Annotated in this window: 19 protein-coding genes; 9 read left to right on the top strand and 10 right to left on the bottom strand. The window is 69.7% G+C overall.

Annotation, left to right across the window (positions count from 1 at the left end):
- Positions 1 to 14 precede the first annotated feature (14 nt).
- The 3 genes from gnd to dnaA all read right to left on the bottom strand — a co-directional run bounded on the left by gnd (position 15) and on the right by dnaA (position 5,140).
- Positions 15 to 890 carry a phosphogluconate dehydrogenase (NAD(+)-dependent, decarboxylating) gene (gene gnd / locus ACZ5DC_RS10705; protein WP_468651450.1) on the bottom strand — a complete coding sequence of 292 codons (876 nt, stop codon included), beginning with the start codon at positions 888 to 890 and terminating at the stop codon, positions 15 to 17.
- A gap of 261 nt (positions 891 to 1,151) precedes the next feature.
- Positions 1,152 to 2,282: a DNA polymerase III subunit beta gene (gene dnaN / locus ACZ5DC_RS10700; protein ID WP_468651448.1), complete on the bottom strand. Its 1,131-nt coding sequence runs from the start codon at positions 2,280 to 2,282 to the stop codon at positions 1,152 to 1,154.
- A gap of 914 nt (positions 2,283 to 3,196) precedes the next feature.
- Complete coding sequence (gene dnaA / locus ACZ5DC_RS10695; protein WP_468651446.1) at positions 3,197 to 5,140, bottom strand: chromosomal replication initiator protein DnaA; 1,944 nt, start codon at positions 5,138 to 5,140, stop codon at positions 3,197 to 3,199.
- Between the two features lie 396 nt (positions 5,141 to 5,536).
- Between dnaA and rpmH the strand changes: the two genes are divergently transcribed.
- The 9 genes from rpmH to ACZ5DC_RS10650 all read left to right on the top strand — a co-directional run bounded on the left by rpmH (position 5,537) and on the right by ACZ5DC_RS10650 (position 12,404).
- Positions 5,537 to 5,674, top strand: coding sequence for a 50S ribosomal protein L34 (rpmH, locus tag ACZ5DC_RS10690; RefSeq protein ID WP_003956500.1), 138 nt, complete (start codon positions 5,537 to 5,539; stop codon positions 5,672 to 5,674).
- Between the two features lie 21 nt (positions 5,675 to 5,695).
- On the top strand, positions 5,696 to 6,067 hold the full coding sequence (gene rnpA / locus ACZ5DC_RS10685; protein ID WP_078611778.1) for a ribonuclease P protein component: 372 nt from the start codon (positions 5,696 to 5,698) through the stop codon (positions 6,065 to 6,067).
- A complete protein-coding gene (gene yidD / locus ACZ5DC_RS10680) occupies positions 6,064 to 6,438 on the top strand; it encodes a membrane protein insertion efficiency factor YidD (RefSeq protein WP_366752780.1) in 375 nt (124 codons plus the stop codon). Before rnpA ends, yidD begins: the two co-directional genes overlap by 4 nt.
- Before the next feature lie 3 nt (positions 6,439 to 6,441).
- Positions 6,442 to 7,713: a membrane protein insertase YidC gene (gene yidC, locus ACZ5DC_RS10675; RefSeq protein ID WP_468651443.1), complete on the top strand. Its 1,272-nt coding sequence runs from the start codon at positions 6,442 to 6,444 to the stop codon at positions 7,711 to 7,713.
- A 15-nt stretch (positions 7,714 to 7,728) separates the two neighbouring features.
- A complete protein-coding gene (locus ACZ5DC_RS10670) occupies positions 7,729 to 8,241 on the top strand; it encodes a Jag family protein (protein ID WP_344346964.1) in 513 nt (170 codons plus the stop codon).
- Positions 8,242 to 8,358: 117 nt separating this feature from the next.
- The gene (gene rsmG, locus ACZ5DC_RS10665) at positions 8,359 to 9,075 is read left to right on the top strand and encodes a 16S rRNA (guanine(527)-N(7))-methyltransferase RsmG (protein WP_366759902.1); all 717 of its coding nucleotides are present in this window, start codon (positions 8,359 to 8,361) and stop codon (positions 9,073 to 9,075) included.
- Positions 9,076 to 9,394: 319 nt separating this feature from the next.
- Complete coding sequence (locus ACZ5DC_RS10660; RefSeq protein ID WP_468652058.1) at positions 9,395 to 10,468, top strand: ParA family protein; 1,074 nt, start codon at positions 9,395 to 9,397, stop codon at positions 10,466 to 10,468.
- A complete protein-coding gene (locus tag ACZ5DC_RS10655; RefSeq protein ID WP_468651440.1) occupies positions 10,465 to 11,565 on the top strand; it encodes a ParB/RepB/Spo0J family partition protein in 1,101 nt (366 codons plus the stop codon). The genes ACZ5DC_RS10660 and ACZ5DC_RS10655 overlap by 4 nt, the downstream gene beginning before the upstream one ends.
- 221 nt (positions 11,566 to 11,786) lie before the next feature.
- Positions 11,787 to 12,404, top strand: a complete 618-nt coding sequence (locus tag ACZ5DC_RS10650) for a GNAT family N-acetyltransferase (protein WP_468651438.1) — start codon at positions 11,787 to 11,789, stop codon at positions 12,402 to 12,404.
- A gap of 66 nt (positions 12,405 to 12,470) precedes the next feature.
- Here the strand turns inward: ACZ5DC_RS10650 and trxA are convergent, their stop codons facing one another.
- The 7 genes from trxA to ACZ5DC_RS10615 form a co-directional block, all read right to left on the bottom strand.
- The gene (gene trxA / locus ACZ5DC_RS10645; protein ID WP_468651436.1) at positions 12,471 to 12,803 is read right to left on the bottom strand and encodes a thioredoxin; all 333 of its coding nucleotides are present in this window, start codon (positions 12,801 to 12,803) and stop codon (positions 12,471 to 12,473) included.
- 47 nt (positions 12,804 to 12,850) lie between these two features.
- A complete protein-coding gene (gene trxB / locus ACZ5DC_RS10640) occupies positions 12,851 to 13,819 on the bottom strand; it encodes a thioredoxin-disulfide reductase (protein ID WP_366752774.1) in 969 nt (322 codons plus the stop codon).
- Positions 13,820 to 13,972: 153 nt separating this feature from the next.
- Positions 13,973 to 14,914, bottom strand: a complete 942-nt coding sequence (locus tag ACZ5DC_RS10635; protein ID WP_468651433.1) for an anti-sigma factor family protein — start codon at positions 14,912 to 14,914, stop codon at positions 13,973 to 13,975.
- A complete protein-coding gene (gene sigM / locus ACZ5DC_RS10630; RefSeq protein WP_468651431.1) occupies positions 14,911 to 15,660 on the bottom strand; it encodes an RNA polymerase sigma factor SigM in 750 nt (249 codons plus the stop codon). Before sigM ends, ACZ5DC_RS10635 begins: the two co-directional genes overlap by 4 nt.
- Positions 15,661 to 15,685: 25 nt before the next feature.
- Positions 15,686 to 17,407 (bottom strand): protein kinase family protein, encoded by a 1,722-nt coding sequence (locus ACZ5DC_RS10625; protein WP_468651428.1) that lies wholly within the window; start codon positions 17,405 to 17,407, stop codon positions 15,686 to 15,688.
- Positions 17,408 to 17,525: 118 nt separating this feature from the next.
- The gene (murJ, locus tag ACZ5DC_RS10620; protein WP_468651426.1) at positions 17,526 to 19,898 is read right to left on the bottom strand and encodes a murein biosynthesis integral membrane protein MurJ; all 2,373 of its coding nucleotides are present in this window, start codon (positions 19,896 to 19,898) and stop codon (positions 17,526 to 17,528) included.
- A 45-nt stretch (positions 19,899 to 19,943) separates the two neighbouring features.
- Positions 19,944 to 22,316 (bottom strand): DUF6049 family protein, encoded by a 2,373-nt coding sequence (locus tag ACZ5DC_RS10615; protein ID WP_468651424.1) that lies wholly within the window; start codon positions 22,314 to 22,316, stop codon positions 19,944 to 19,946.
- Positions 22,317 to 22,426 lie beyond the last annotated feature (110 nt).

Raw genomic sequence — 22,426 nt, 5'->3', positions numbered from 1 at the left:
AGCGACCCTGTGGATTACTTCTTCTCCACCGCGTGGCCGCCGAACTGGTTGCGCAGCGCGGCGATCATCTTCATCTGCGGCGAGTCCTCCTGGCGGGAGGCGAACCGCGCGAACAGCGACGCGGTGATCGCCGGCAGCGGCACCGCGTTGTCGATCGCGGCCTCCACCGTCCAGCGTCCCTCACCCGAGTCCTGCGCGTACCCGCGCAGACCCTCCAGGTGCTCGTCCTCGTCCAGGGCGTTCACCGCGAGGTCCAGCAGCCAGGAGCGGATGACCGTGCCCTCCTGCCAGGAGCGGAAGACCTCACGGACGTCCGTGACGGAGTCGACCTTCTCCAGCAGCTCCCAGCCCTCGGCGTAGGCCTGCATCATGGCGTACTCGATGCCGTTGTGGACCATCTTCGCGAAGTGGCCCGCGCCGACCTTGCCCGCGTGCACCGAACCGAAGTCGCCCTCCGGCTTCAGCGCGTCGAAGACCGGCTGCACCTTGGCGACGTTCTCGGCGTCGCCGCCGTACATCAGCGCGTACCCGTTCTCCAGGCCCCAGACGCCGCCGGAGACACCGCAGTCGACGAAGCCTATGCCCTTGGCGGCCAGCTCCTCGGCGTGCCTCTCGTCGTCCGTCCAGCGGGAGTTGCCGCCGTCCACGACCACGTCGCCGGGCTCCAGCAGCTCGGCCAGCCGGTCGATGGTCGACTGGGTGGGCTCGCCGGCCGGGACCATCACCCAGACCACGCGCGGGCCCTTGAGCTTGCCCACAAGCTCTTCCAGGCTGTGGACATCCGCGAGGTCCGCGTTGCGGTCGTATCCGAGGACGGTGTGGCCCGCGCGGCGGATCCGCTCGCGCATGTTGCCGCCCATCTTGCCGAGGCCGACGAGACCGAGCTCCATCAGTTGTGTCCTTAGGTCGCTGTGTGGCGTGAGAGGCACCGAAGTGCCGAGCCGAGCCTAAACCCGGACGCTCATGCACAGCTGTGGGCATAGCCGCTCACCTGCGGGAACAGCCCCGTCCACGGACTCGTGCTCATCACCGGGTGCCCTTCGCGGCGAACCCGGCCGCCCTGGCCGCGCGGCCGGCGCCCCCGCCGGGGCCGACCGCGGTGCCGGGCGCCCCGTGCGGCACCCGGCACCGTGCACAGCTGTGGACGACGATCAGCCGCTGAGCCGCACCGGCATGATCAGGTACTTGTAGGCCTCGTCGGCCTCCGCGTCCACCGCCGGCTTGCCGCTCAGCAGCGCCGGCTTCGTGGACGTGGTGAACGACAACTGCGCCACCGGCGAGTCGATCGCGCTCAGACCGTCCAGCAGGAACGTCGGGTTGAACGCGATGGAGATGTCATCGCCGTCCAGCTGGGCGTCCACCCTTTCCACAGCCTGTGCGTCGTCGCTCGACCCGGCCTCCAGGATCAGCACGCCCTGCTCGAAGCTCAGCCGCACCGGGGTGTTCCGCTCGGCGACCAGCGCCACGCGCTTGACGGCCTCCACGAAGGGCGCGGTCTCGATCACGGCGATGGAGTTGAACTCGGTCGGGAACAGCGTGCGGTACTTCGGCAGGTCGCCCTCGAGCAGGCGCGTGGTCGTACGCCGCCCGGCGCCCTCGAAACCGATCAGGCCCTCACCGGCGCCGGACCCGGACAGCGCCAGCGTGACGCTGTCCCCGGCGCCCAGCGACTTCGCGGTGTCCAGCAGCGTCTTCGCCGGGACCAGGGCGACCGCGGACGCGTCCGGGTTCTCCGGCTTCCACAGGAACTCGCGGACCGCGAAGCGGTAGCGGTCGGTGGAGGCCAGGGTGACCGTGTCGCCCTCGATCTCGATGCGCACACCGGTGAGCACCGGCAGCGTGTCGTCCCGGCCGGCCGCGATGGCCACCTGGGAGACCGCCGCGGCGAAGACCTCGCCGGGGACGGTGCCGGTCGCGTTCGGCATCTGCGGCAGCGCCGGGTACTCCTCCACAGGCAGGGTGTGGAGGGTGAACCGGGAGGAGCCACAGGTCACCGTGGCCCGTACACCGTCTGTGGAAATCTCCACCGGCCGGTTGGGGAGGGCGCGGGAGATGTCGGCGAGCAGCCGGCCGGAGACGAGGACGGTGCCCTCCTCCTCGACCTCCGCCTCGACGTTCACCCGCGCGGAGACCTCGTAGTCGAAGCTGGACAGGCTGAGCTTGCCGTCCTCCGCCTTCAGCAGCAGGCCGGCGAGGACAGGCGCCGGCGGACGGGCCGGGAGGCTGCGTGCGGCCCACGCCACTGCCTCCGCGAGTACGTCGCGTTCCACCCGGATCTTCACCGTAAGCCGCCTCCTGATGCTGCCGTTGCTGCTGAGTCCTCCGACTCGGTGTCACCGCCCTCTGCGACGGGAAGGACACCGGAACCAGTCTGACGCACGGCACTGACAGTAGGTGCCCGTTGGGGTCAAGTCCGACCGAGGGGCAGCCGGACGCGAGAGGGCGAGTTGTGCACAGGCCCCGCTTCCAAACGATTGCCGAGCTCTCTCTAGTCGGGAGTAGTAGTAGGGCCTGTGGATACCGTGGATAACCACGTTTGCCCAGCTCAGCGCTGATATTTTGTCCACCGGCCCTGTGGGTGGAGGCAGTGGACAACCGGGGCTGTCTGTGGAGAACGGAAAGTTCTGCACACGCCGCCCACAGGCTGAGGGCAGTTCTCCCCAGCTGTGTCCCCAGGAATACCCAGGTTTCCCACACCCCAATCCGGCACCTTCCTGTGACGGCTTTCACTCGACGCGGTGAGCGGGTGCGCCGGGTTGCCGAACAGTGGACAGCGCTGTGGAGAAGCTGGGGATCGCTGGGGACAACTGCCCCCAGCCTGTGGGCCGCCGGTGGACAACTCCGTGCACAGGCTGTGGATCGCGGAGTTGTCCACAGTCTGTGGAGATCGTTCGTCCACGATTCCACAGGCCTCTGAGCTGGGCGGAAGCCGGGGCCGAGGCTTCCCTGTGGACACGGTTCGGGACAACTTCCCAGTCCCCAGGATGTGGATGGAAGAAAGTCACCGAATCTGTGGAGAGTGGCCGTAACCAGGCAAGTAATCGAACACCGGGTGGCGGGCGGGGCCACCACGGGAGCCGTGCCGCCGGCGGCTGACGGGCCGTCCCGGCCGCCTGCGGGGACGCGAAAGGCGCCCCCGGGATCTCTCGTCCCGAAGGCGCCTCGGTGCGGCCGTACGACCTGCGCCGGCCGCGGGTCAGCCGTTCTTGATGCGGTTGGTCAGCTCGGTCACCTGGTTGTAGATCGACCGCCGCTCGGCCATCAGCGCCCGGATCTTGCGATCGGCGTGCATGACGGTCGTGTGGTCCCGCCCGCCGAACTGCGCCCCGATCTTCGGCAGCGACAGGTCCGTCAGCTCCCGGCACAGGTACATCGCGATCTGCCGCGCGGTGACCAGCTGACGGCCGCGCGAGCTGCCGCACAGGTCCTCGACCGTGAGCCCGAAGTAGTCAGCGGTCGCCGCCATGATGGCGGTCGCGGTGATCTCCGGCGTCGAGTCCTCGCCCCCGGGGATCAGATCCTTCAGGACGATCTCCGTCAGGCCCAGGTCCACCGGCTGCCGGTTGAGCGAGGCGAACGCCGTCACCCGGATCAGCGCGCCCTCCAGCTCACGGATGTTCCGCGAGATCCGGGAGGCGATGAACTCCAGCACCTCCGGCGGTGCGTTGAGCTGCTCCTGCACCGCCTTCTTCCGCAGGATCGCGATGCGCGTCTCCAGCTCGGGCGGCTGGACGTCGGTGATCAGGCCCCACTCGAAGCGGTTGCGCAGCCGGTCCTCCAGCGTGACCAGCTGCTTGGGCGGCCGGTCGCTGGAGAGCACGATCTGCTTGTTCGCGTTGTGGAGCGTGTTGAAGGTGTGGAAGAACTCCTCCTGCGTCGACTCCTTGTCCGCGAGGAACTGGATGTCGTCGACGAGCAGGATGTCCATCTCCCGGTAGCGCTTGCGGAAGCTGTCGCCCTTGCCGTCGCGGATGGAGTTGATGAACTCGTTGGTGAACTCCTCCGAGCTGACGTACCGCACGCGCGTGCCCGGGTAGAGGCTGCGCGCGTAGTGCCCGATGGCGTGCAGCAGGTGCGTCTTGCCGAGCCCCGACTCCCCGTAGATGAACAGGGGATTGTAGGCCTTCGCCGGAGCCTCGGCGACCGCGACCGCCGCCGCGTGCGCGAACCGGTTGGAGGCGCCGATGACGAACGTGTCGAACAGGTACTTCGGGTTCAGCCGCGCGGTCGGCTCACCGGGGCCGCTCGCCGGCGCGGACTGCGCGGCCGGCGGTCCGGCGGGGCCGGCCGGGGGCATGTCCGGGCGGCCGGGACCACCGCGGTGCACCGGCGGCTCGGGCAGCTCGCGGCGGACCGGTTCGCGCTGGTCGTACTCGGTCCGGGACGGGTCGTAGTCCCCGCGCGGGGCGTCGTAGTCCGGGCGGGACGGCTCGTACTCCGCGCGCGGGCCGTCGTAGTCGCCGCGCTTGTGTTCGTACGGTGACCGGTCCCTGCCCTGCGGGCGGTAGTCCTGGGACGGCGAGCCGTACGCGTCCCCGCCGTAGCCGTCCTGGGACGACGGCGAGGCGTACGGATCACGCTCGGGGAAGCCGAGCCGGGGCTGCTGCCAGCCGTACTCGTCCTGCCCGGGGCGCGGCCAGGCGCCGGGCTCGGGGCGCTGGTACTCGGAGGGGTAGGCCGGGCGGGCGGTGGGGAGCTGGTCCGGGCGGCCGGGCGGCAGCTGCTCGGCGCGCGGGTCGCCGACCGGGCGGTCGCCGCGGTGGCGGCCGTAGCCCTCGTAGGGCCCCGCGGGGAGTTCCGGCTCCTCGTAGCGCGGCTTCGGCGTCTGCGGCGCGGGGGGCGCCGCGGGCGCCGGCGGCTCGCCGGCCGAGTCGTCCACGGTGATCGCGATGCGGATGGGGCGGCCGCACTCCCGGCTCAGCGTCTCGCTGACGATCGGTGCCAGGCGGCCTTCCAGCACACCCTTCGCGAACTCGTTCGGTACGGCCAGCAGGGCCGTGTCCGCGACCAGCGCGAGCGGCTGGCAGCGCCGGATCCAGTGCTCGTCCTTCGCCTCCACACCCTGTCCGCGGCCCTCTCCGAGGAGCTGCTCCAGTACTCGTGGCCACACTGCGGCAAGATCGGCAGGTACGTCAGCCACAGGGCACGCTCTCTCACAGGTCCCACGAACGTGTGGTTCGCGGACGGGTCGGGATGGAATCCGGGTGGTGGGCGGGGGCGATCCCGCTCGGGTGGGGACAAAGGAACGAATCGGAGTCCAGCCACGGTAGTCAGCGCGGCGGGTACGGTTCAAGTTGTTGTCCCCAGCCTGTGGACAGTGTCCCCCGGCGCCCCTCGGTTTGACCGGATGGCGCAGCCGCGCGTACCGTAACCAGGTCGAGTTGTCGATGGCTGCTGCCGCCTGCCTCCGATGGGCACAGATCACGTCAGGTGATCGGGAAGCGGTGCACTCGGGCGTGACGCGAGCTACTCGTGGGCGCACGGTGACAGCCAGGACGGCACCCCGCCACTACCGATTCTTTTCTGGAGCCCCCGAGTGAGCAAGCGCACCTTCCAGCCGAACAACCGTCGTCGCGCGAAGACCCACGGCTTCCGGCTGCGTATGCGCACCCGTGCCGGCCGCGCGATCCTCGCGTCCCGCCGTAGCAAGGGTCGCGCCCGCCTGTCCGCCTGATCCCGATCAGGTCATGACGTCGTGCTGCCCACCGAGAACCGGCTGAGGCGGCGCGAGGACTTCGCGACCGCGGTACGACGAGGTCGTCGGGCCGGACGCCCGACCCTCGTCGTCCACCTTCGAAGCGGTGCAACGGACCCGCACGCGCCTGGGGAGAGCGCTCCCCCGACGCGTGCGGGTTTCGTCGTGAGCAAGGCCGTGGGTGGTGCGGTCGTGCGCAACACAGTGAAGCGCAGACTGCGCCATCTGATGCGTGACCGAGTCGCCCTGTTCCCCCCCGGTAGCCTGGTAGTCGTACGAGCGCTGCCCGGAGCGGGCGACGCAGACCACGCACAGCTGGCCCGAGACCTGGATGCCGCCCTTCAGCGGCTGCTGGGAGGGGGCGCGCGATGAAGTACCCGCTGCTGGCTCTGATCAAGCTGTACCAGTGGACGATCAGTCCATTGCTGGGGCCTGTGTGCAAGTACTACCCGTCGTGCTCCCACTACGGCTACACGGCCATCGACCGGCACGGTGCGATCAAGGGAACGGCACTCACCGCCTGGCGCATCCTCCGGTGCAATCCGTGGTCGCTGGGCGGTGTGGACCATGTTCCGCCGCGTAAGCGCCCGCGGTGGCACGAAATGCTGCGCAATGCGTGGCGCGCACGCAGGGGCGGGTCCTCCGCCGCCGAACCGGCCACCGAAGCGAAGCTCGAGAAGCCTGCTTCCGAGCTTCCTCCGAGCCCGGCCGCAGAGACCTCGTCCCATGCCCAAGGAGCATGATTAGTGGACACGATTGCCAGCCTCTTCAGTTTCATCACCTGGCCCGTCTCCTGGGTCATCGTCCAGTTCCACAAGGTGTACGGGGCGCTCTTCGGCCCTGACACCGGATGGGCCTGGGGCCTGTCCATCGTGTCCCTGGTGATCCTGATCCGCATCTGCCTGATCCCGCTCTTCGTGAAGCAGATCAAGTCGACGCGCGCGATGCAGACGCTCCAGCCGGAGATGAAGAAGATCCAGGAGCGCTACAAGAACGACCGGCAGCGTCAGTCCGAAGAGATGATGAAGCTGTACAAGGAGACGGGCACCAACCCGCTCTCCTCGTGCCTTCCCATCCTGGCGCAGTCCCCGTTCTTCTTCGCCCTGTATCACGTGCTCAACGGCATCGCGACGGGCAAGACCATCGGTGTCATCAACGAGCCGCTGCTCGCCAGCGCCCGTCACGCGCACATCTTCGGCGCTCCGCTGGCCGCCAAGTTCTTCAGCAGCGAGAGCCAGATCAGCGCTCTCGGCGCCTCGCTGACCGACGTCCGTGTCGTCACCGCGATCATGATCGTGCTGATGTCGGCGTCGCAGTTCTACACGCAGCGCCAGCTGATGACGAAGAACGTCGACACCACGGTGAAGACGCCGTTCATGCAGCAGCAGAAGATGCTGATGTACGTCTTCCCGGTCATGTTCGCCGTCTTCGGTGTGAACTTCCCGGTCGGTGTCCTCGTCTACTGGCTGACCACCAACGTGTGGACCATGGGCCAGCAGATGTACGTCATCCACAACAACCCGACCCCGGGTTCCAAGGCCCAGGCCGCCTACCTGGAGCGCCTGTCCAAGCACGTCACGCAGCACGGCAAGATCCGCCGGCGCAGCGAGAAGGTCATCATCAAGGCGATCGTCGCCAAGGGCCGTGACCGGAACGAGTTCGAGCGCAAGTTCATCAACGCGCTGAACAAGGCGGGCCTCGCCGCCCAGGCCGACGGCACTGTGACGCAGGGCACGGTCCAGGCCGCGGCGCAGACCGAGGAAGGCGCGGACACCGGCACCGCCACGGCTGCCGCCGCCCGGCGCCAGCAGCCCAAGCGCCAGACCAAGGCCCAGCGCCAGTCCGGGCCCAAGCAGGCGGGTGAGCCCACCTCGCTGGAGAAGTCCGACGAGCCGCAGGACGCCAAGCCCGCCGCTGCCAAGCAGCCCCAGAAGCCCGGTTCCGGCACCCGCAGCAAGGCCCAGTCCGGCCAGCGCAAGGGTGGCCCGCAGCGGCCCAAGTCCCCGTCCAAGAAGTAAGAAGGAGCCCATCCCGTGACGGAAGGCACCACCTCCGCCGCTGCCGAGGGTGCAGACACCCTCACCCGCCTGGAGCAGGAGGGTGAGATCGCGGCGGACTACCTGGAGGGTCTGCTGGACATCGCCGACCTCGACGGCGACATCGACATGGACGTCGAGGCCGACCGCGCCTCCGTGTCGATCATCAGCGACACCGGCAGCCGTGACCTGCAGAAGCTGGTCGGCCGGGACGGCGAGGTGCTGGAGGCGCTGCAGGAGCTGACGCGCCTGGCGGTGCACCGGGAGACCGGCGACCGCAGCCGGCTGATGCTGGACATCGCGGGGTACCGGGCCAAGAAGCGGTCCGAGCTGTCCGAGCTGGGTGCCAAGGCCGCCGCCGAGGCCAAGAGCAGCGGCGAGCCGGTGAAGCTCAAGCCGATGACCCCGTTCGAGCGCAAGGTCGTGCACGACGCGGTCAAGGCCGCGGGGCTGCGCAGCGAGTCCGAGGGCGAGGAGCCGCAGCGGTTCGTCGTCGTGCTGCCCGCCTGATCGGCTCTCCCGTTCCACCGGCCCCGTCTGTTGAGCAGGCGGGGCCGAACTTTGTCAGCCTGGTAGTTCTGGTGGCCGGTGCGCGAAGCGCCGGCGCTGTACGGAAGGACGGTCCCCGTGACGGAGGCAGCGGAGCTTCCCCCCGCGCCCGAGCAGGCGCGCGAAGTGTTCGGTGATCGCTTCGCCGATGCGGTCCGCTATGCGGAACTGCTCGCCGAGGCGGGTGTGCAGCGCGGCCTGATCGGCCCGCGGGAAGTGCCCCGCCTGTGGGAGCGGCACCTCCTGAACTGCGCGGTGCTCTCCGAGGCTGTCCCCGAAGGGGTGACGGTCTGCGATGTCGGTTCCGGCGCGGGACTGCCGGGTATCCCGCTGGCCCTGGTCCGCGACGACCTGAACATCACGCTGCTGGAGCCTCTGCTGCGGCGCACCAACTTCCTCACGGAGGTCGTCGAGCTCCTCGGTCTGGACCACGTCACCGTGGTGCGGGGCCGTGCCGAGGAGGTCCTGGGCAAGCTCCAGCCCGTCCATGTGGTGACCGCCCGGGCCGTGGCCCCGCTCGACCGCCTGGCCACCTGGGGCATCCCGCTGCTGCGGCCGTACGGCGAGATGCTCGCGCTCAAGGGCGACACCGCCGAGGAGGAGCTGAAGGCATCCGCTGCCGCGCTCAGCAAGCTGGGCGCGGTGGAGACGTCCATCCTCCACGTGGGTGAGGGCATCGTGGATCCGCTGTCGACGGTGGTGCGGGTCGAGGTCGGTGAGAGCCCGGGTGGCGTCCGCTTCGCCGCCAAGCGGGCGAAGGCGGCCCGGACGGGACGCACTCGCCGACGCCGCTGATCCGTCCTGACGACGAGACGTACTCCACACAAGCTGCCAAACCCGCGCAAGCCGGAGTGTCGCAACGGTCCGGTCGCAGCCGCTGTGCATCGTGTTTCACGTGAAACGTCGCTCACTGCTGCACGGCATCATCAGTCGTGGCCGCGCCGCGGCCGAACCTCGCGACCGGAAGCCTCTCGGTTCCCTGGGAGAGGTCCCTGCTCCGGATACCCCGGCCCTTCCCCCGGCAACTCCGTCCCCCTCCAGGGGCACGGAGTTGTCCACAGAGGTGGATTTCTCCACAGAAGACCAGGCCTCACTGGTTCACGACCCCGAAGGCATGGGAGGCTCTGTTCATTGCGAGCCTGAAGTCGAGGAGAGTGAATCCTTGCGGTCCGACGCCAACATCGCGGGACCGATGACCGATCCGGTCCCCGGTCCCCGTACCGAGTCGATGGGGGCGGATGTTTCACGTGAAACACCGCCTCCGATGGACGACACTCCCATCGGTCGTGCGGCCCAACTGGCGGTGGAGGCTCTCGGCCGCGCCGGCGAAGGTCTGCCCCGGCCGGAGCAGACCAGAATCATCGTGGTCGCCAACCAGAAGGGTGGCGTGGGCAAGACGACGACGACCGTCAACCTTGCCGCTTCGCTGGCTCTGCACGGCGCCCGCGTCCTGGTGATCGACCTCGACCCGCAGGGCAACGCGTCCACGGCCCTCGGGATCGACCACCACGCCGACGTTCCGTCCATCTACGACGTGTTGATCGAAAGCAAGCCTCTCGCCGAGGTCGTCGAGCCGGTCGTAGACGTCGAAGGCCTCTTCTGCGCCCCCGCCACCATCGACCTTGCCGGTGCGGAGATCGAGCTGGTGTCCCTGGTGGCCCGGGAGAGCCGGCTCCAGCGGGCCATCCAGGCGTACGAGCAGCCGTTGGACTACATCCTCATCGACTGCCCGCCCTCGCTCGGCCTGTTGACGGTCAACGCGCTGGTCGCGGGCGCCGAGGTACTCATCCCGATCCAGTGCGAGTACTACGCCCTGGAGGGCCTCGGCCAACTCCTGCGCAACGTCGACCTGGTGCGGGGGCACCTCAACCCCACCCTGCATGTGTCGACCATCCTGCTCACCATGTACGACGGCCGGACGCGCCTTGCCTCCCAGGTCGCGGAAGAGGTGCGCAACCACTTCGGTGACGAGGTGCTGCGGACGAGCATTCCCCGCTCCGTCCGTATCTCCGAGGCACCGAGTTACGGGCAGACGGTGCTGACTTACGATCCAGGATCGAGCGGCGCCCTCTCGTATCTTGAGGCGGCCCGAGAAATCGCGCTGAAGGGCATCGGCGTCAGTTACGACGCGAGCCAGGCCCATATCGGCGCCCAGAAAGACCAGAGCATGGTGGAGGGGATCCAGTGAGCGAGCGACGGAGGGGTCTGGGCCGTGGTCTCGGCGCACTGATCCCTGCTGCCCCGACGGAGAAGGCACCGGCTCCGGCGGCGATGGGGGGTGGAGGATCCAGTTCCTCCACAGCCGCTCCGGTGCTGACGACCGACCGCGGAGTGGCCGCGGCGAAGGTGGCCGCACTGCCGCCGGTGGCGCAGGAGACAGAGGCGGCTCCGGCGAGCGAGGCCGTCGAGGTGTCCGCATCCCCGATGGGCGCCCACTTCGCCGAGATCCCCCTGGACGCCATCACGCCGAACCCACGCCAGCCGCGTGAGATCTTCGACGAGGACGCCCTCCAGGAGCTGATCACCTCCATCAAGGAGGTCGGCCTCCTGCAGCCCGTCGTCGTGCGGCAGCTGGGTCCCGGCCGCTACGAGCTGATCATGGGTGAGCGGCGCTGGCGCGCGTGCCGAGAAGCCGGCCTGGAAGCCATCCCGGCCATTGTCCGGGCCACGGACGACGAGAAGCTCCTCCTGGACGCGCTGCTGGAGAACCTGCACCGCGCGCAGCTGAACCCGATCGAAGAGGCCGCCGCCTACGATCAGCTGCTGAAGGACTTCAACTGCACACACGACCAGCTGGCCGACCGGATCGGCCGGTCCCGTCCGCAGGTCTCCAACACACTGCGTCTGCTGAAGCTGTCGCCGACCGTCCAGAAGCGGGTGGCGGCCGGAGTCCTCTCGGCCGGCCACGCCCGGGCCTTGCTGGCCGTCGAGGACTCCGAGGAGCAGGACCGGCTGGCGCACCGGATCGTGGCCGAGGGGTTGTCGGTGCGCTCCGTCGAAGAGATCGTGACGCTGATGGGCTCGCGCCCGCAGAAGGCCTCGCGCGCCCGGGGACCCCGGGCCGGGTCGCTGCCCTCGCCGGCGCTGAGCGAGCTGGCCACCCGGCTCTCGGACCGCTTCGAGACACGGGTGAAGGTGGAGCTGGGTCAGAAGAAGGGCAAGATCACCGTGGAGTTCGCCTCCGCGGATGATCTGGAGAGGATCCTCAGCACGCTCGCCCCGGGCGAGAAGCTGGCCCTTCAGAAGAGCCTTCAGGAGAGCGACGGCGAGGAGACGCACGACTGAGCCTCGGGCGGTGCCGCCCTGTGAGCAGTGGAGCGGACCGTGTCCGGTGTGTACCGGAACACGGTCCGCTCTTTGCTTTGAGGCGGTATCGAGTGAATCCGATCGTGGATACGATGCGATCAGATAGGGCACATCCACCAGACAGCGTCTGCATCTGTGAGTGGAAAGACGGGGGCAGCCGCTCGCGATGCGGCGGGCGAAGGAAGCGAGGATCAGCCTTCATGGGGCGTCGGCTCGTGCCGCTCACACTGGACAACCTTCAGGACGTTCCCCACCCTTGCCGTTCGTGTGTCTTTTGGGAGCTGGACCCTGTCAGCGGCGAAGCGGCGGTGAACGCGGGCACGGCCGCAATGGAGAAGGAATCCTGGATCTCCGCCGTTCTGCTGGACTGGGGGTCGTGCGGCCGGGTGGTGTACGTCGACGACGTACCGGCGGGCTTCGTCCTCTACGCCCCGCCGGCCTATGTCCCTCGCTCGACGGCCTTCCCCACGAGCCCGGTCTCGCCGGACGCCGTTCAGTTGATGACCGGTTTCGTCATGCCGGGATACCAGGGACAGGGGTTGGGCCGGGTGCTGGTGCAGGCGGTTGCCAAGGATCTGCTGCGCCGGGGCTTCAAGGCGGTCGAGGCCTTCGGCGACTCCCACTGGAAGGAGCCCGCCTGTCTGCTGCCCGCCGAGCATCTGCTGGCCGTGGGCTTCAAAACGGTACGGCAGCACCCCATGCATCCTCGGCTGCGGCTGGAGTTGCGATCCACGCTCTCCTGGAAGGAAGACGTGGAGATGGCGCTTGACCGGCTCCTGGGGGCGGTCCAGAAGGAGCCCGCGCTGAGGCCGCTGTAGCGGAGAGGGCTCAACATGAAGGGGCCGACCCTTGCGGGTCGGCCCCTTCATGTTTCACGTGAAACGTCACTGGGTGATGAACTCTTCGAGGTCGCGGAGAAGCGCGGCCTTGGGCTTGGCGCCGACGATGGTCTTGGCAACCTCGCCGCCCTGGTAAACGTTCAGGGTCGGGATGGACATGACGCCGTACTTGGCAGCCGTGCCCGGGTTCTCGTCGATGTTGAGCTTGACGATCTCGATCTTGTCGCCATGCTCGGCGGCGATCGCCTCCAGGGAGGGGGCGATCTGACGGCACGGGCCGCACCACGCCGCCCAGAAGTCCACGAGGACGGGCTTGTCGCTCTTGAGGACGTCCTGATCGAAGGAGTCGTCGGTCACAGTCTTCAGGTTGCCGGCCACGGTGGGCTCCTTACCTTGGTCGTGCGGTGGGGTGAGGGAGAGGAAGGTCAGACGGCGGTCTTCTCAGGCTCCGCCTTCTCCTCGTCCGCGAGGGCGGCGAGGAAGCGCTCGGCGTCCAGGGCGGCGGAGCAGCCGGTGCCGGCCGCGGTGATCGCCTGGCGGTAGGTGTGGTCCACCACGTCACCGGCGGCGAAGACACCGGGCAGGTTGGTGCGGGTGGACGGGGAGTCGACCTTCAGGTAGCCCTCCTCGTCCAGGTCCAGCTGGCCCTTGAACAGCTCGGTGCGCGGGTCGTGGCCGATCGCGATGAACAGGCCCGTCGCAGGGAGCTCGGACAGCTCGCCGGTCTTGACGTTGCGCAGCGTCAGGCCGGAGAGCTTCTGGTCGCCGTGGATCTCGGCGACCTCGCTGTCCCAGACGAACTTGATCTTCGGGTCACCGAAGGCACGCTCCTGCATTGCCTTGGAGGCGCGCAGGGTGTCCCGGCGGTGGACGATCGTCACGGACTTGGCGAACCGCGAGAGGAAGGTGGCCTCCTCCATCGCGGTGTCGCCACCACCGATCACGGCGATGTCGTGGTCCTTGAAGAAGAACCCGTCACAGGTGGCGCACCAGGAGACGCCCCGGCCGGACAGCGCGTCCTCGTTCGGCAGGCCCAGCTTGCGGTGCTGGGAGCCGGTGGTGACGATGACGGCCTTCGCCCGGTGGACCGTGCCCGCGGTGTCGGTGACGGTCTTGATCTCACCGGTGAGGTCGACGGAGACGACGTCGTCCGGGATCAGCTCGGCGCCGAACCGTTCGGCCTGGGCGCGCATGTTGTCCATGAGCTCGGGGCCCATGATGCCGTCGCGGAAGCCCGGGAAGTTCTCCACCTCGGTGGTGTTCATCAGCGCGCCACCCGAGGTGACAGCTCCTTCGAACACCAGGGGCTTCAGCGACGCACGGGCGGTGTAGAGCGCCGCCGTGTAGCCTGCGGGCCCGGAGCCGATGATGATCACGTTACGGACGTCGCTCACGGCTTGATTCCTCGTCTCTGGTCTGCGTCAGTCGACCGGTGGGAGCTCCTTTCGGAACTCTCACCCCACCCAACGGATCCTACGGTCCCTGCATTCCCGGTGTGCCCCGGCACACGCGTGCCCGGGAACGACCGAAGGAGTGTTCCAGCCGGCTCAGTGACGCGCGACGGACTGCTTCAGCAGAACCGTGCCGGCGGAAGCCGTCTGCTGATGCACACAGACAGCGTCGACCACATAGGCGGTGACCCGCCTGTTGTCGTGTGCATCGGCCACGACGACGAGGTAGGCGGGCTTCCCCCCGTAAGTTCCCGTCTTGGCGGCCAGGACGTTCGTGCTCGGGGTGAGTGCTCCCCGGACACAGTCGGGGACCGGAACCGTGGTCTGGAGGAGGGTGTTGGGGCCCTGGGTCGACCCGGGTGTGTCCGACCCGTCGTCACCGCCCAGCCGAGGCTCCACGCTGTCCGACGGCAGACCCTTCTTGGCGCTGAGGAGGGCGTGCACCTGGTTCTGCACGCTGTCGCCGGAGAAGGTGTCAGCGGAGATGGTCGGTGTCCCATGGGCGGTCGTGTGGTCGCTGGTGCCCCCGAGCGACTTCGCGATCAGCCCTCCGGCACCCAGCACCGCGGCGGTGAGGACGGCGCCCAGGACGAGCCGGCCACGGCGCCGACCACGCTGCGGTCCCTTGCGTCCGGGGCCGGTCCCCGCGCGCGAACGTCCGGCGGGACGGTCGACGGGGTGATCAGGGGCAGGAGCAGTGGAGTGGACGACGGGGCGGGTAGTGGGGTCCTCGGTGGCGGGCGATGTTTCACGTGAAACATCGCCTGCGGTGTCCTCGGTGCCCACGCGCTGTGGTGCCTCGGCCGCAAGGGCGGCGCCGATGCGCTCGACCACCTCGTCCGGCATGCGTTCCGGCGCAGGCACGGCACCCAGCAGGTCCCGGATCCCCTGCAGTGACGCGTAGACGTCCGCGCATGCCTCGCAGGCGTCCAGATGGCGCCGTACATCGGTGCTGCGATCCGACGGAAGGAGGCCCTCGCTGAGGTCGGCGATCTCCGTGACGTCCGGATGCCCGGCCGTGTCTGTCGTGGAAGTCACGCTCGCCCACCTCCGCCCTTCACTACGGCTGTATCGCTCGGACCCATGTCCCCGGGATGTCCGCTCGGTGACCCCGTTGCCGGTGGGACGGATGCCCCCTGCCCCCGGTTCCGTCCCGGACTGGTTTCTTTCCCGGCCCCGGCGCCGGCCGATCGCGTCTCCGGGGTGCCTTCAGGCCGTAGATGCGTGAGCAGCGGCAACAGCCTTGCCCTGCCCCGGGCGCACCTGCTCTTCACCGTCCCCGTCGGGACATCGAGGATCCGTGCGGCTTCGGCCACGGGGTAGCCCTGCATGTCCACCAGAACAAGCGCGGCCCGCTGCTCTGGCGGAAGAGTGCCGAGCGCTTCGAGGAGCTGGCGGTGCACGTCCTTCCGCTCGGCCGGCGCCGAGGCGGACTCGTACGGCTCCAGCAACTGCTCCAGCCGCTCGGTGTCGTCGACCGGGGCCGTCTTCCGCGAAGCCGCCTTGCGGGCCCGGTCCAGGCAGGCGTTCACCGTGATCCGGTGCAGCCACGTCGTGACGGCCGACTGTCCCCGGAACGTGTGGGCGGCCCGGTAGGCGGACACCAGGGCGTCCTGAACCGCGTCAGCGGCCTCCTCGCGGTCCCCCAGGGTCCGCAGGGCGACCGCCCACAGCCGGTCCCGGTGGCGCCGTACGATCTCGCCGAAGGCCTCGGAGTCGCCTTCCACGTGGCGGGCGAGCAGGTCGTGGTCGCCCACCCCGTCGTATCCGGCGCCGTCCGCCATCTGCCCCTCCGGTCCGGGTGAGACGTCAGCCCGTGAACTTCACTTCGCCGATGGCCTGCTTGTACCCGGCACTGGCGTACAGGGTGGAGTCGTATCCCGAGTTGGGCACGGCCGTCAGCCAGACGAGCACGTACTGCGTCTTGACCGACTTGGTGGCCTTCACCGTGGCCGTGGTGCCCGTCGTCGTCACGCTGCCGATCTTCGTCATGGAATCCAGCGAGGCCGGGGACAGCGAATCCGCGGCGTAGAGCTCGACCGTCGTGTGGTCACCGCCGTAACGGAGGTCGATGGTGGCCGTGCTGAGCTGCTTGGCCGAGCCGAGGTCGTACACGATGCCGACGCCCGGCTTGAACGGCGCGATCGTCGGACCTTCGTTGAAGCTCTTGGTCTTCCAGTACGTCGAGGCGTCGCCGTCGTACGTCTTGGAGACGTTGCCGGGACTCTGGGCGTCACCCTTGGCGACGAACTCCTGGCCGTTCTGGATCTTTATGGGAGTCGGCTTCGGCTTCAGGGCGTTCTTGTCGCCGCCGTCCGTCGTCTGGCTCTTGTTGGTGTCGTCCGACTTCCCGCCGTGGTCCATCAGAGCGTCCGCCAGCTGCCAGCTGCCCAGACCCAGGGCGGCGATGAGCAGGGCCGACACCGCCCACTTCAGGGCCTTCCCGGTGCGGCTCTGCAACGGCGGCGGCGGGGGAGCCATCGGCTGCGTGACCCCCGGGTGGGGCGCCGGGCGGCCGTAGGTGCCCTGCTGATAGGTCGTGCGCTGGTACTCCGGAGGGGCCGTGAACGCCGGCTCGGGCGGGCGGATGCGCGGCATCTCACCGATCGCCTTCACCAGCTCCTCCGGCGTGGTGCACGGAGCCTCGTGGCGGGATGCCGTGGCACCGTCGTTGACGAGGGCGCGCATGGCGAGTTCGGACAGGCCGCGGTGCACACCGGCCCGCACCTGGTCCGGAGGGATGAGGCCGATGTCCTTGGGGAGACCGGACAGGCCGTAGGCGTCGCTCTCGTAGGGCCAGCGCTGGGTCAGCGCCGCGTACAGCAGGGCGCCGATCGCCTCGGTGTCGGTGCGCTGCGGGGTGTCGGAGCTGATGCCCCGCAAGGCGGCGTTCACGGCCAGGCCCCGGATGCGCCACTGGCCGGTGGAGGCGCGCAGCACGGCGTTCGGGTTCAGCCGCAGATGGGCCAGACCCTCCCGGTGCGCGGCGGCCATGGCGGAGGCGACCTGACTGACCATCTGGTAGGCGTCGTGCGGCTCCAGCGGGCCGCCGGCGAGCAGGGTGGACAGTTCGGTGGCGTCGGGCAGCCACTCATGGACGACGTAGACGAGGTCGTTCTCCTCGACGGCGTCGAGGACCTGGACGAAGCGCGGGTCGCCGAGGAGGGCTGAGGAACGGGCGGCGGCGAGGACGGCACGGGCCCGGGCGTGGTCCGCGGGCAGTACGTGGACGCCGACGGCACGACGGAGTTTCTCGTCGACCGCACGCCAACTGCTGAATCCGTCCAGACGGGTGACGCACTCCTCCAGCCGGTAACGTCTGGCGAGCTTGTGACCGCTGTGCAACTCCGGGGACGAAGCCTTCCGCCCGGGACCTTCGGTTCCGCCGCTCCCCTGTGCCTCCACGCTGTCCGTGTCCCGCTCCGGGTTCTTGGCCACCCCGTCGGCCGTGGACTGGTCCGCCTTGGCGGTCAGCGGTTGCTCACCGCTGTTGTCTGCCACGTCGACGGCAGCCGTGCTCCGTTCCGCCACCGTCGTCCCTGCCTCCCCATCCGTTGCACGCTGTCCGACGCCGAAACCAATTGTGCCCACAGTCCGCCGCTATGCACGACACACAGCGGCGGACGATGGTTGTGCGCCTACCCCCGCCTCAACGCCCCAGACGCCCGCGCACCATACCGACGAGCGAGTTGAGTTCCTCGATGCGCATCCGCCGGGCGGCGACGAAGAAGACACCGACCAGAACGACGCCGCCGGCGAGCAGCGCGGCGAAGGAGCCGACGACGCCCAGTCCGAGGGTGTGTCCGATGCCGTAGCAGGCCGCGCCGCTGAGGAGCGCCGCCGGGAGGGAGGCGATACCCAGGCGCGCGTAGGTGCGCAGCACCCGCGAGCCGTCCAGGTCCCCGCCCAGCCGCTGGCGCAGCCGGCGCCAGGCGACGCCCACCCCGATGGCGTAGGCCAGGCCGTAGGCGGCGGCCATGCCGGCGACGGCCCAGCGGGCCGGCAGCAGGAAGTAGCACAGAACCGAGGCGCCGGCGTTGACCGCTGCCACGATGACCGTGTTGTAGAAGGGGGTGCGGGTGTCCTCGTAGGCGTAGAAGGCGCGCAGGACGACGTACTGCACGGAGTAGGGGATCAGACCGAGGGCGAAAGCCATCAGCATGTACCCCATGTTGGTGGCCGCGCCGGTGCCGGCGGAGCCGAAGATGAGCGTGCACATCGGGATGCCGAGCGCGACGAACCCGAAGGCGATCGGCACGATGGCGACCGCGGTGGTGCGCAGACCCTGGGAGATGTCGTCGCGGACGGCGCCCGCGTCGCCCTCGGCCGCCGAGCGCGAGATGCGCGGCAGCAGGGCGGCCATCAGGGAGACGGTGATGATGGCCTGCGGCAGGCCCCAGATCAGCTGGGCGTTGGCGTAGGCGGCGAAGCCGGCGCCCTTGACCCCGGAGTCCTTGCCCGCGGCGGTGGACAGCTGCGTCACGACCATGGCGCCCGCCTGGTTGGCGAGGACGAACAGGACCGTCCACTTGGCGAGCATCGCGGCCTTGCCCAGGCCGTGACCCTTCCAGTCGAAGCGCAGGCGGACCCGGAAACCGGTCTCGCGCAGGTAAGGGATCATCGCCAGGGCCTGGACGACCAGGCCGAGCAGCACGCCGGCGCCGAGCAGGCGCTGGCCCTCCGGCGGGATGGTGGTGACGTCCATGTGGGAGTTGGCGGCGGTGCCGTAGACCCAGATGAACATGCCGAGCGTCACGATGATGACGATGTTGTTCAGGACCGGGGTCCACATCATCGCGCCGAACTTCCCGCGCGCGTTGAGGATCTGACCCATCACCACATGGATGCCCATGAAGAAGATCGAGGGCAGGAAGTAACGGGTGAAGGTGACCGCGACCTCGTTCGCCGCCGGGTTGCTGGCCACCGGGTTGGCGAGCAACCGCACCAGGAGGGGCGCGGCGAACATCGCGAGTCCCGTCAGGGCGGCCAGGGCCACCATCACAAGGGTCAGCAGCCGGTTGGCGAAGGCCTCGCCGCCGTCCTCGTCCTCCTTCATCGAGCGCACGAGCTGGGGCACGAACACGGAGTTCAGGCCACCGCCGACGGTGAGGATGTAGATCATCGTCGGCAGCTGGTAGGCGACCTGGAAGGAGTCGGCGAGGAAGCCGAGGCCCAGCGCGGCGGCGATCAGCGCGGAGCGGATGAAGCCGGTGAGGCGGGAGACCATCGTGCCCGCCGCCATGACCGCGCTGGACTTCAGCAGCCCGGTGGCCCGTCCGCCCTTCTTGGCGGGAGCGGCCGTGTCACCGGCCGTGGTGGCTTCCGGCTCGACGAGCCCGGGCGGGCCCGCGGGATCCGCGGCGGCGGCCGGAGCGGGCACCTGGGACTGCGCCGCGTACCCGGTGGCGGGACCGGCCGGGTACCCGGCGCCCGCGTACGGGTGGCCCTGCTGCGGGTGGTGACCGTGCTGCGGCGGGTACGGGCCGGCGGGGCCGTACCCGCCGCCCGGCGCCGCGGCGGGTCCCGGAACGGCCGGGGGATCCATGGGCGCCTGGGCGCCGCCCTGCTGCTGGTCCTTGAAGAGGTGCGCGAAGGCGTCCGGCTCGTGGTACTCCTCGCCGGAGTGGCTGACCAGGTCGTCCACGCCCACGAACTGGGTCGTGCGCGGATCTTCGCCGTAGGGCAGGTAGGGGGCCGTGGTGCCCGGCTCAGGCGCCGGGGTCTGCGCCCACACGTTCGGGTCGGGTGCGTAGGGCGACTGGGCGGGCGGGGCGTACAGCGGCTGCTGCTGGTCGTAGCTGCCCGGGGGCGGCGGCGGGTGCGCGGCACGGTCGTACAGCGCCTCGGCGACCGGGTCCTGGGCAGCCAGGTCGCGCGCCCGGTACGGGTCCTGCTCGTAGGCGTCCTGGAGGTACATGTCCGCCGCGTGCTGCGGCGGTACCTGGCCGGGCTCGGGCGGCGGCTCGGGGTAGCCCGAGCCGGCCGCGCCCTGACCGCGGTCACCGTCGTACGGCGCGTTCATGCTTACCCCACCTCATCGTCCCGGGCCCACCGGCCACGACATCGCTCAACGGTCCACTCTCTCACCCGTCCCGGACGGGTCGGCGTTTTCCGGTGCGGTGTCCGGCGCAGGGTCACTCGGCTGCTCCGGGTCGTCGGCCCCGGAGGTGGAGTCGGACTCCTCCGGGAGACGGTCACCGGGCCCCTCCGGGTTCCCGGGCCGGCCCGCGTCCTCCCCTGCCGTGCCGGGACCGTCCTCGTCGGCCTGCCGGGCGGCCGCGCGCTTGCGCTGGGTGTACATGCGGAATCCGGCGAGCACGAGGAGCAGGACGCCGCCGCCGATGACCAGCATCACGGTGGGCGTGACCTCGGTGACCTTCACGTCGAAGCTGACGGCGTCGCCGTAGGGCCGGCCGTCCTCGGTGTACAGCTGGGCGAGGACCGTCACCCGGCCGTTGGCGTTGGCCGAGGTGGTGAACTTCACCGACTGGCTGTGCCCGCCGGAGACCTCGACGGGCTGTTCCGCGTAGGCCTTGCCGTGGATCTTCAGACGGGTCGGCATGGTCGAGGTGAGGCGCAGCACCAGGTGGCCCACGGGCTGGACCAGGTTGTTCTGGACGGTCACCGGGATGGTGGCGCTGCGGCCCGAGAGCTTGGTCTCGGACTTGTCGATCAGCTTGACCTGCTTGGACAGGTCGTCCATCCAGGCCTCCACACCGTCGCGATAGCCGACGGCCTCGCCCCTGCGGCCCCGCCAGGACGTGGACATCTCCCGGTTTATGGCCCGCCCGAAGGGCGTGACGACGCGGGACTGGTCGGAGAGGATCACCCGGAAGTTGTCGAGCTTGTCCTGGGTGCGGGCGATCTGGTCGAAGGCCGCCCTCGGCAGTTCCTGCCGGCGCAGCGAGGAGGGGTAGGTGGACCTCGGGGGGATGCGCGTGGTGGCGCCCGGGTCGGGCTTGTCCTTGGCCGCCGCGGAGAGGTCCTGCGACTGCGACCAGGTGCCGCCCTGGAGCGCCTTCAGCGCCGCCGCCATCGCCTGCGCCTGCCTCGCCGTGGGCATGCGCTGCGGGGCGACGACGATGCTGCGCTGCTTGTCCGTCTGGGCGTTCAGCGCCAGGCTCTGGGCCAGGAAGCGCTGGACGGCGAGGGTGGCCGAGCCCGCCTTCGTGAGGTCGCCCTCGAACGCCGTGGACAGCCGGGCGTCGGCGACGACCGCCGTGGTGCCCCCGCCGACCGGACGGGCGGCGGACGGCGTGTACGGCAGTCCGCCGGTCTCCTGGAGGCTGTCGCTGCGGGCGATCACCCGGTCGGCGCCGGCGGAGGTCGCGACCTTCATGATCGACGGATCCACGGCGCCGTTCACCGGCCAGGCGAAGTCGGTGCTCGGTGTGACATGGAGCACGGTCTTCACGGTGATCGCGGCGACGTCGGTGGCGTCCTTGAGGTGGCTGAGCGAGCCGGTGACGCTGGTGCCGTTGTGGGCCAGAGAGGCCAGGTCCGGGTCGGCGAACGGCAGGGCGACGACCTCTTTGCCGGCCACCGCCTTCTGCAGGGCGGCCAGCCACTGCTGGGCGGCCGCCTGGTGTGCGCGCGGGCCGGGCGTGCTGGTGCCGTCGGCCGCCTGGAGCCGGTAGTTGCCCGCGGCCATCGCGTCGACCGAGGCGAGCAGGTCGGGGTCGATCACCCAGGTGACGTCGAGGTCCTTGCCCAGGTCCACCATCTGAGCCAGCCGGCCGCCGGGGGCCAGCTCCTTGGCGAGGTCGTCGTCGAGGAACTCCGGCGTCTGCAGTTCGCCCGCGCCCGTCTTCGCCGTCAGGTGGGCCGTGGAGATCAGCGGCCACAGGAACGACGTCTTGGTCTTGGCGTCGGCGTCCGACGGCTGCCAGGGCAGGAACGTCCGCTGGATGCCGAGCACCTGGTCCCATGCCTGGGCGGAGGTCTGGCCGGACAGGGTGACGTCGAACTCGTAGACCCCGTCGTCGCCGAGGTCGAGCTTGTCCACGGGCACGGAGATCGTGAAGTGCTCGGCGACCCCGGGGGCCAGCTTGTCGAACTTCTCCTCGTACTTGTCGCCGACCTCCGTGCCGGTGCCGCCCTGCGGCTCGTCGGAGTGCCGGGCGACGGAGTCGATCTCCGAGCGGCTGGTCAGCTGGGGGCCGACCCGCAGACCCACATGTGCGTCGGTGACGGCCCGCTTGCCGTTGTTCGTCACCGTGCCCGAGACGGTCACCGTGTCGCCGTCCGTGGGGGCACTGGGGCTGAGCGAGTCCAGGGAGACGGACACCGTGCCGGACGAGTCGGCCTGTGCGGGCCCGGCGGCGGGCAGCTGGAGCAGACCGGTCAGCAGTGGTGCCCCGGCGAGCAGTGCTCCGGCGCGCCGCAGCCACCGGCGGGCAGGTGAGGCACTGGTCCCCTGGAAGTCAGCCGCCTCGGCCACGCGCTCGCCCGTCCCTCGTCGTCGTCAGTGGTCGTCGGAATGTGCGTCCACGCATGGTAACGATGCGCGCCGAAGGGAAGTGCCGCGGTCTCCTCTACAAGATCGAAGGA

The sequence above is a fragment of the Streptomyces sp. NPDC031445 genome, from assembly GCF_055581365.1.
The sequence above is the reverse complement of the archived record's forward strand: the minus strand, read 5'-3'. Positions and strand labels throughout refer to the sequence as shown.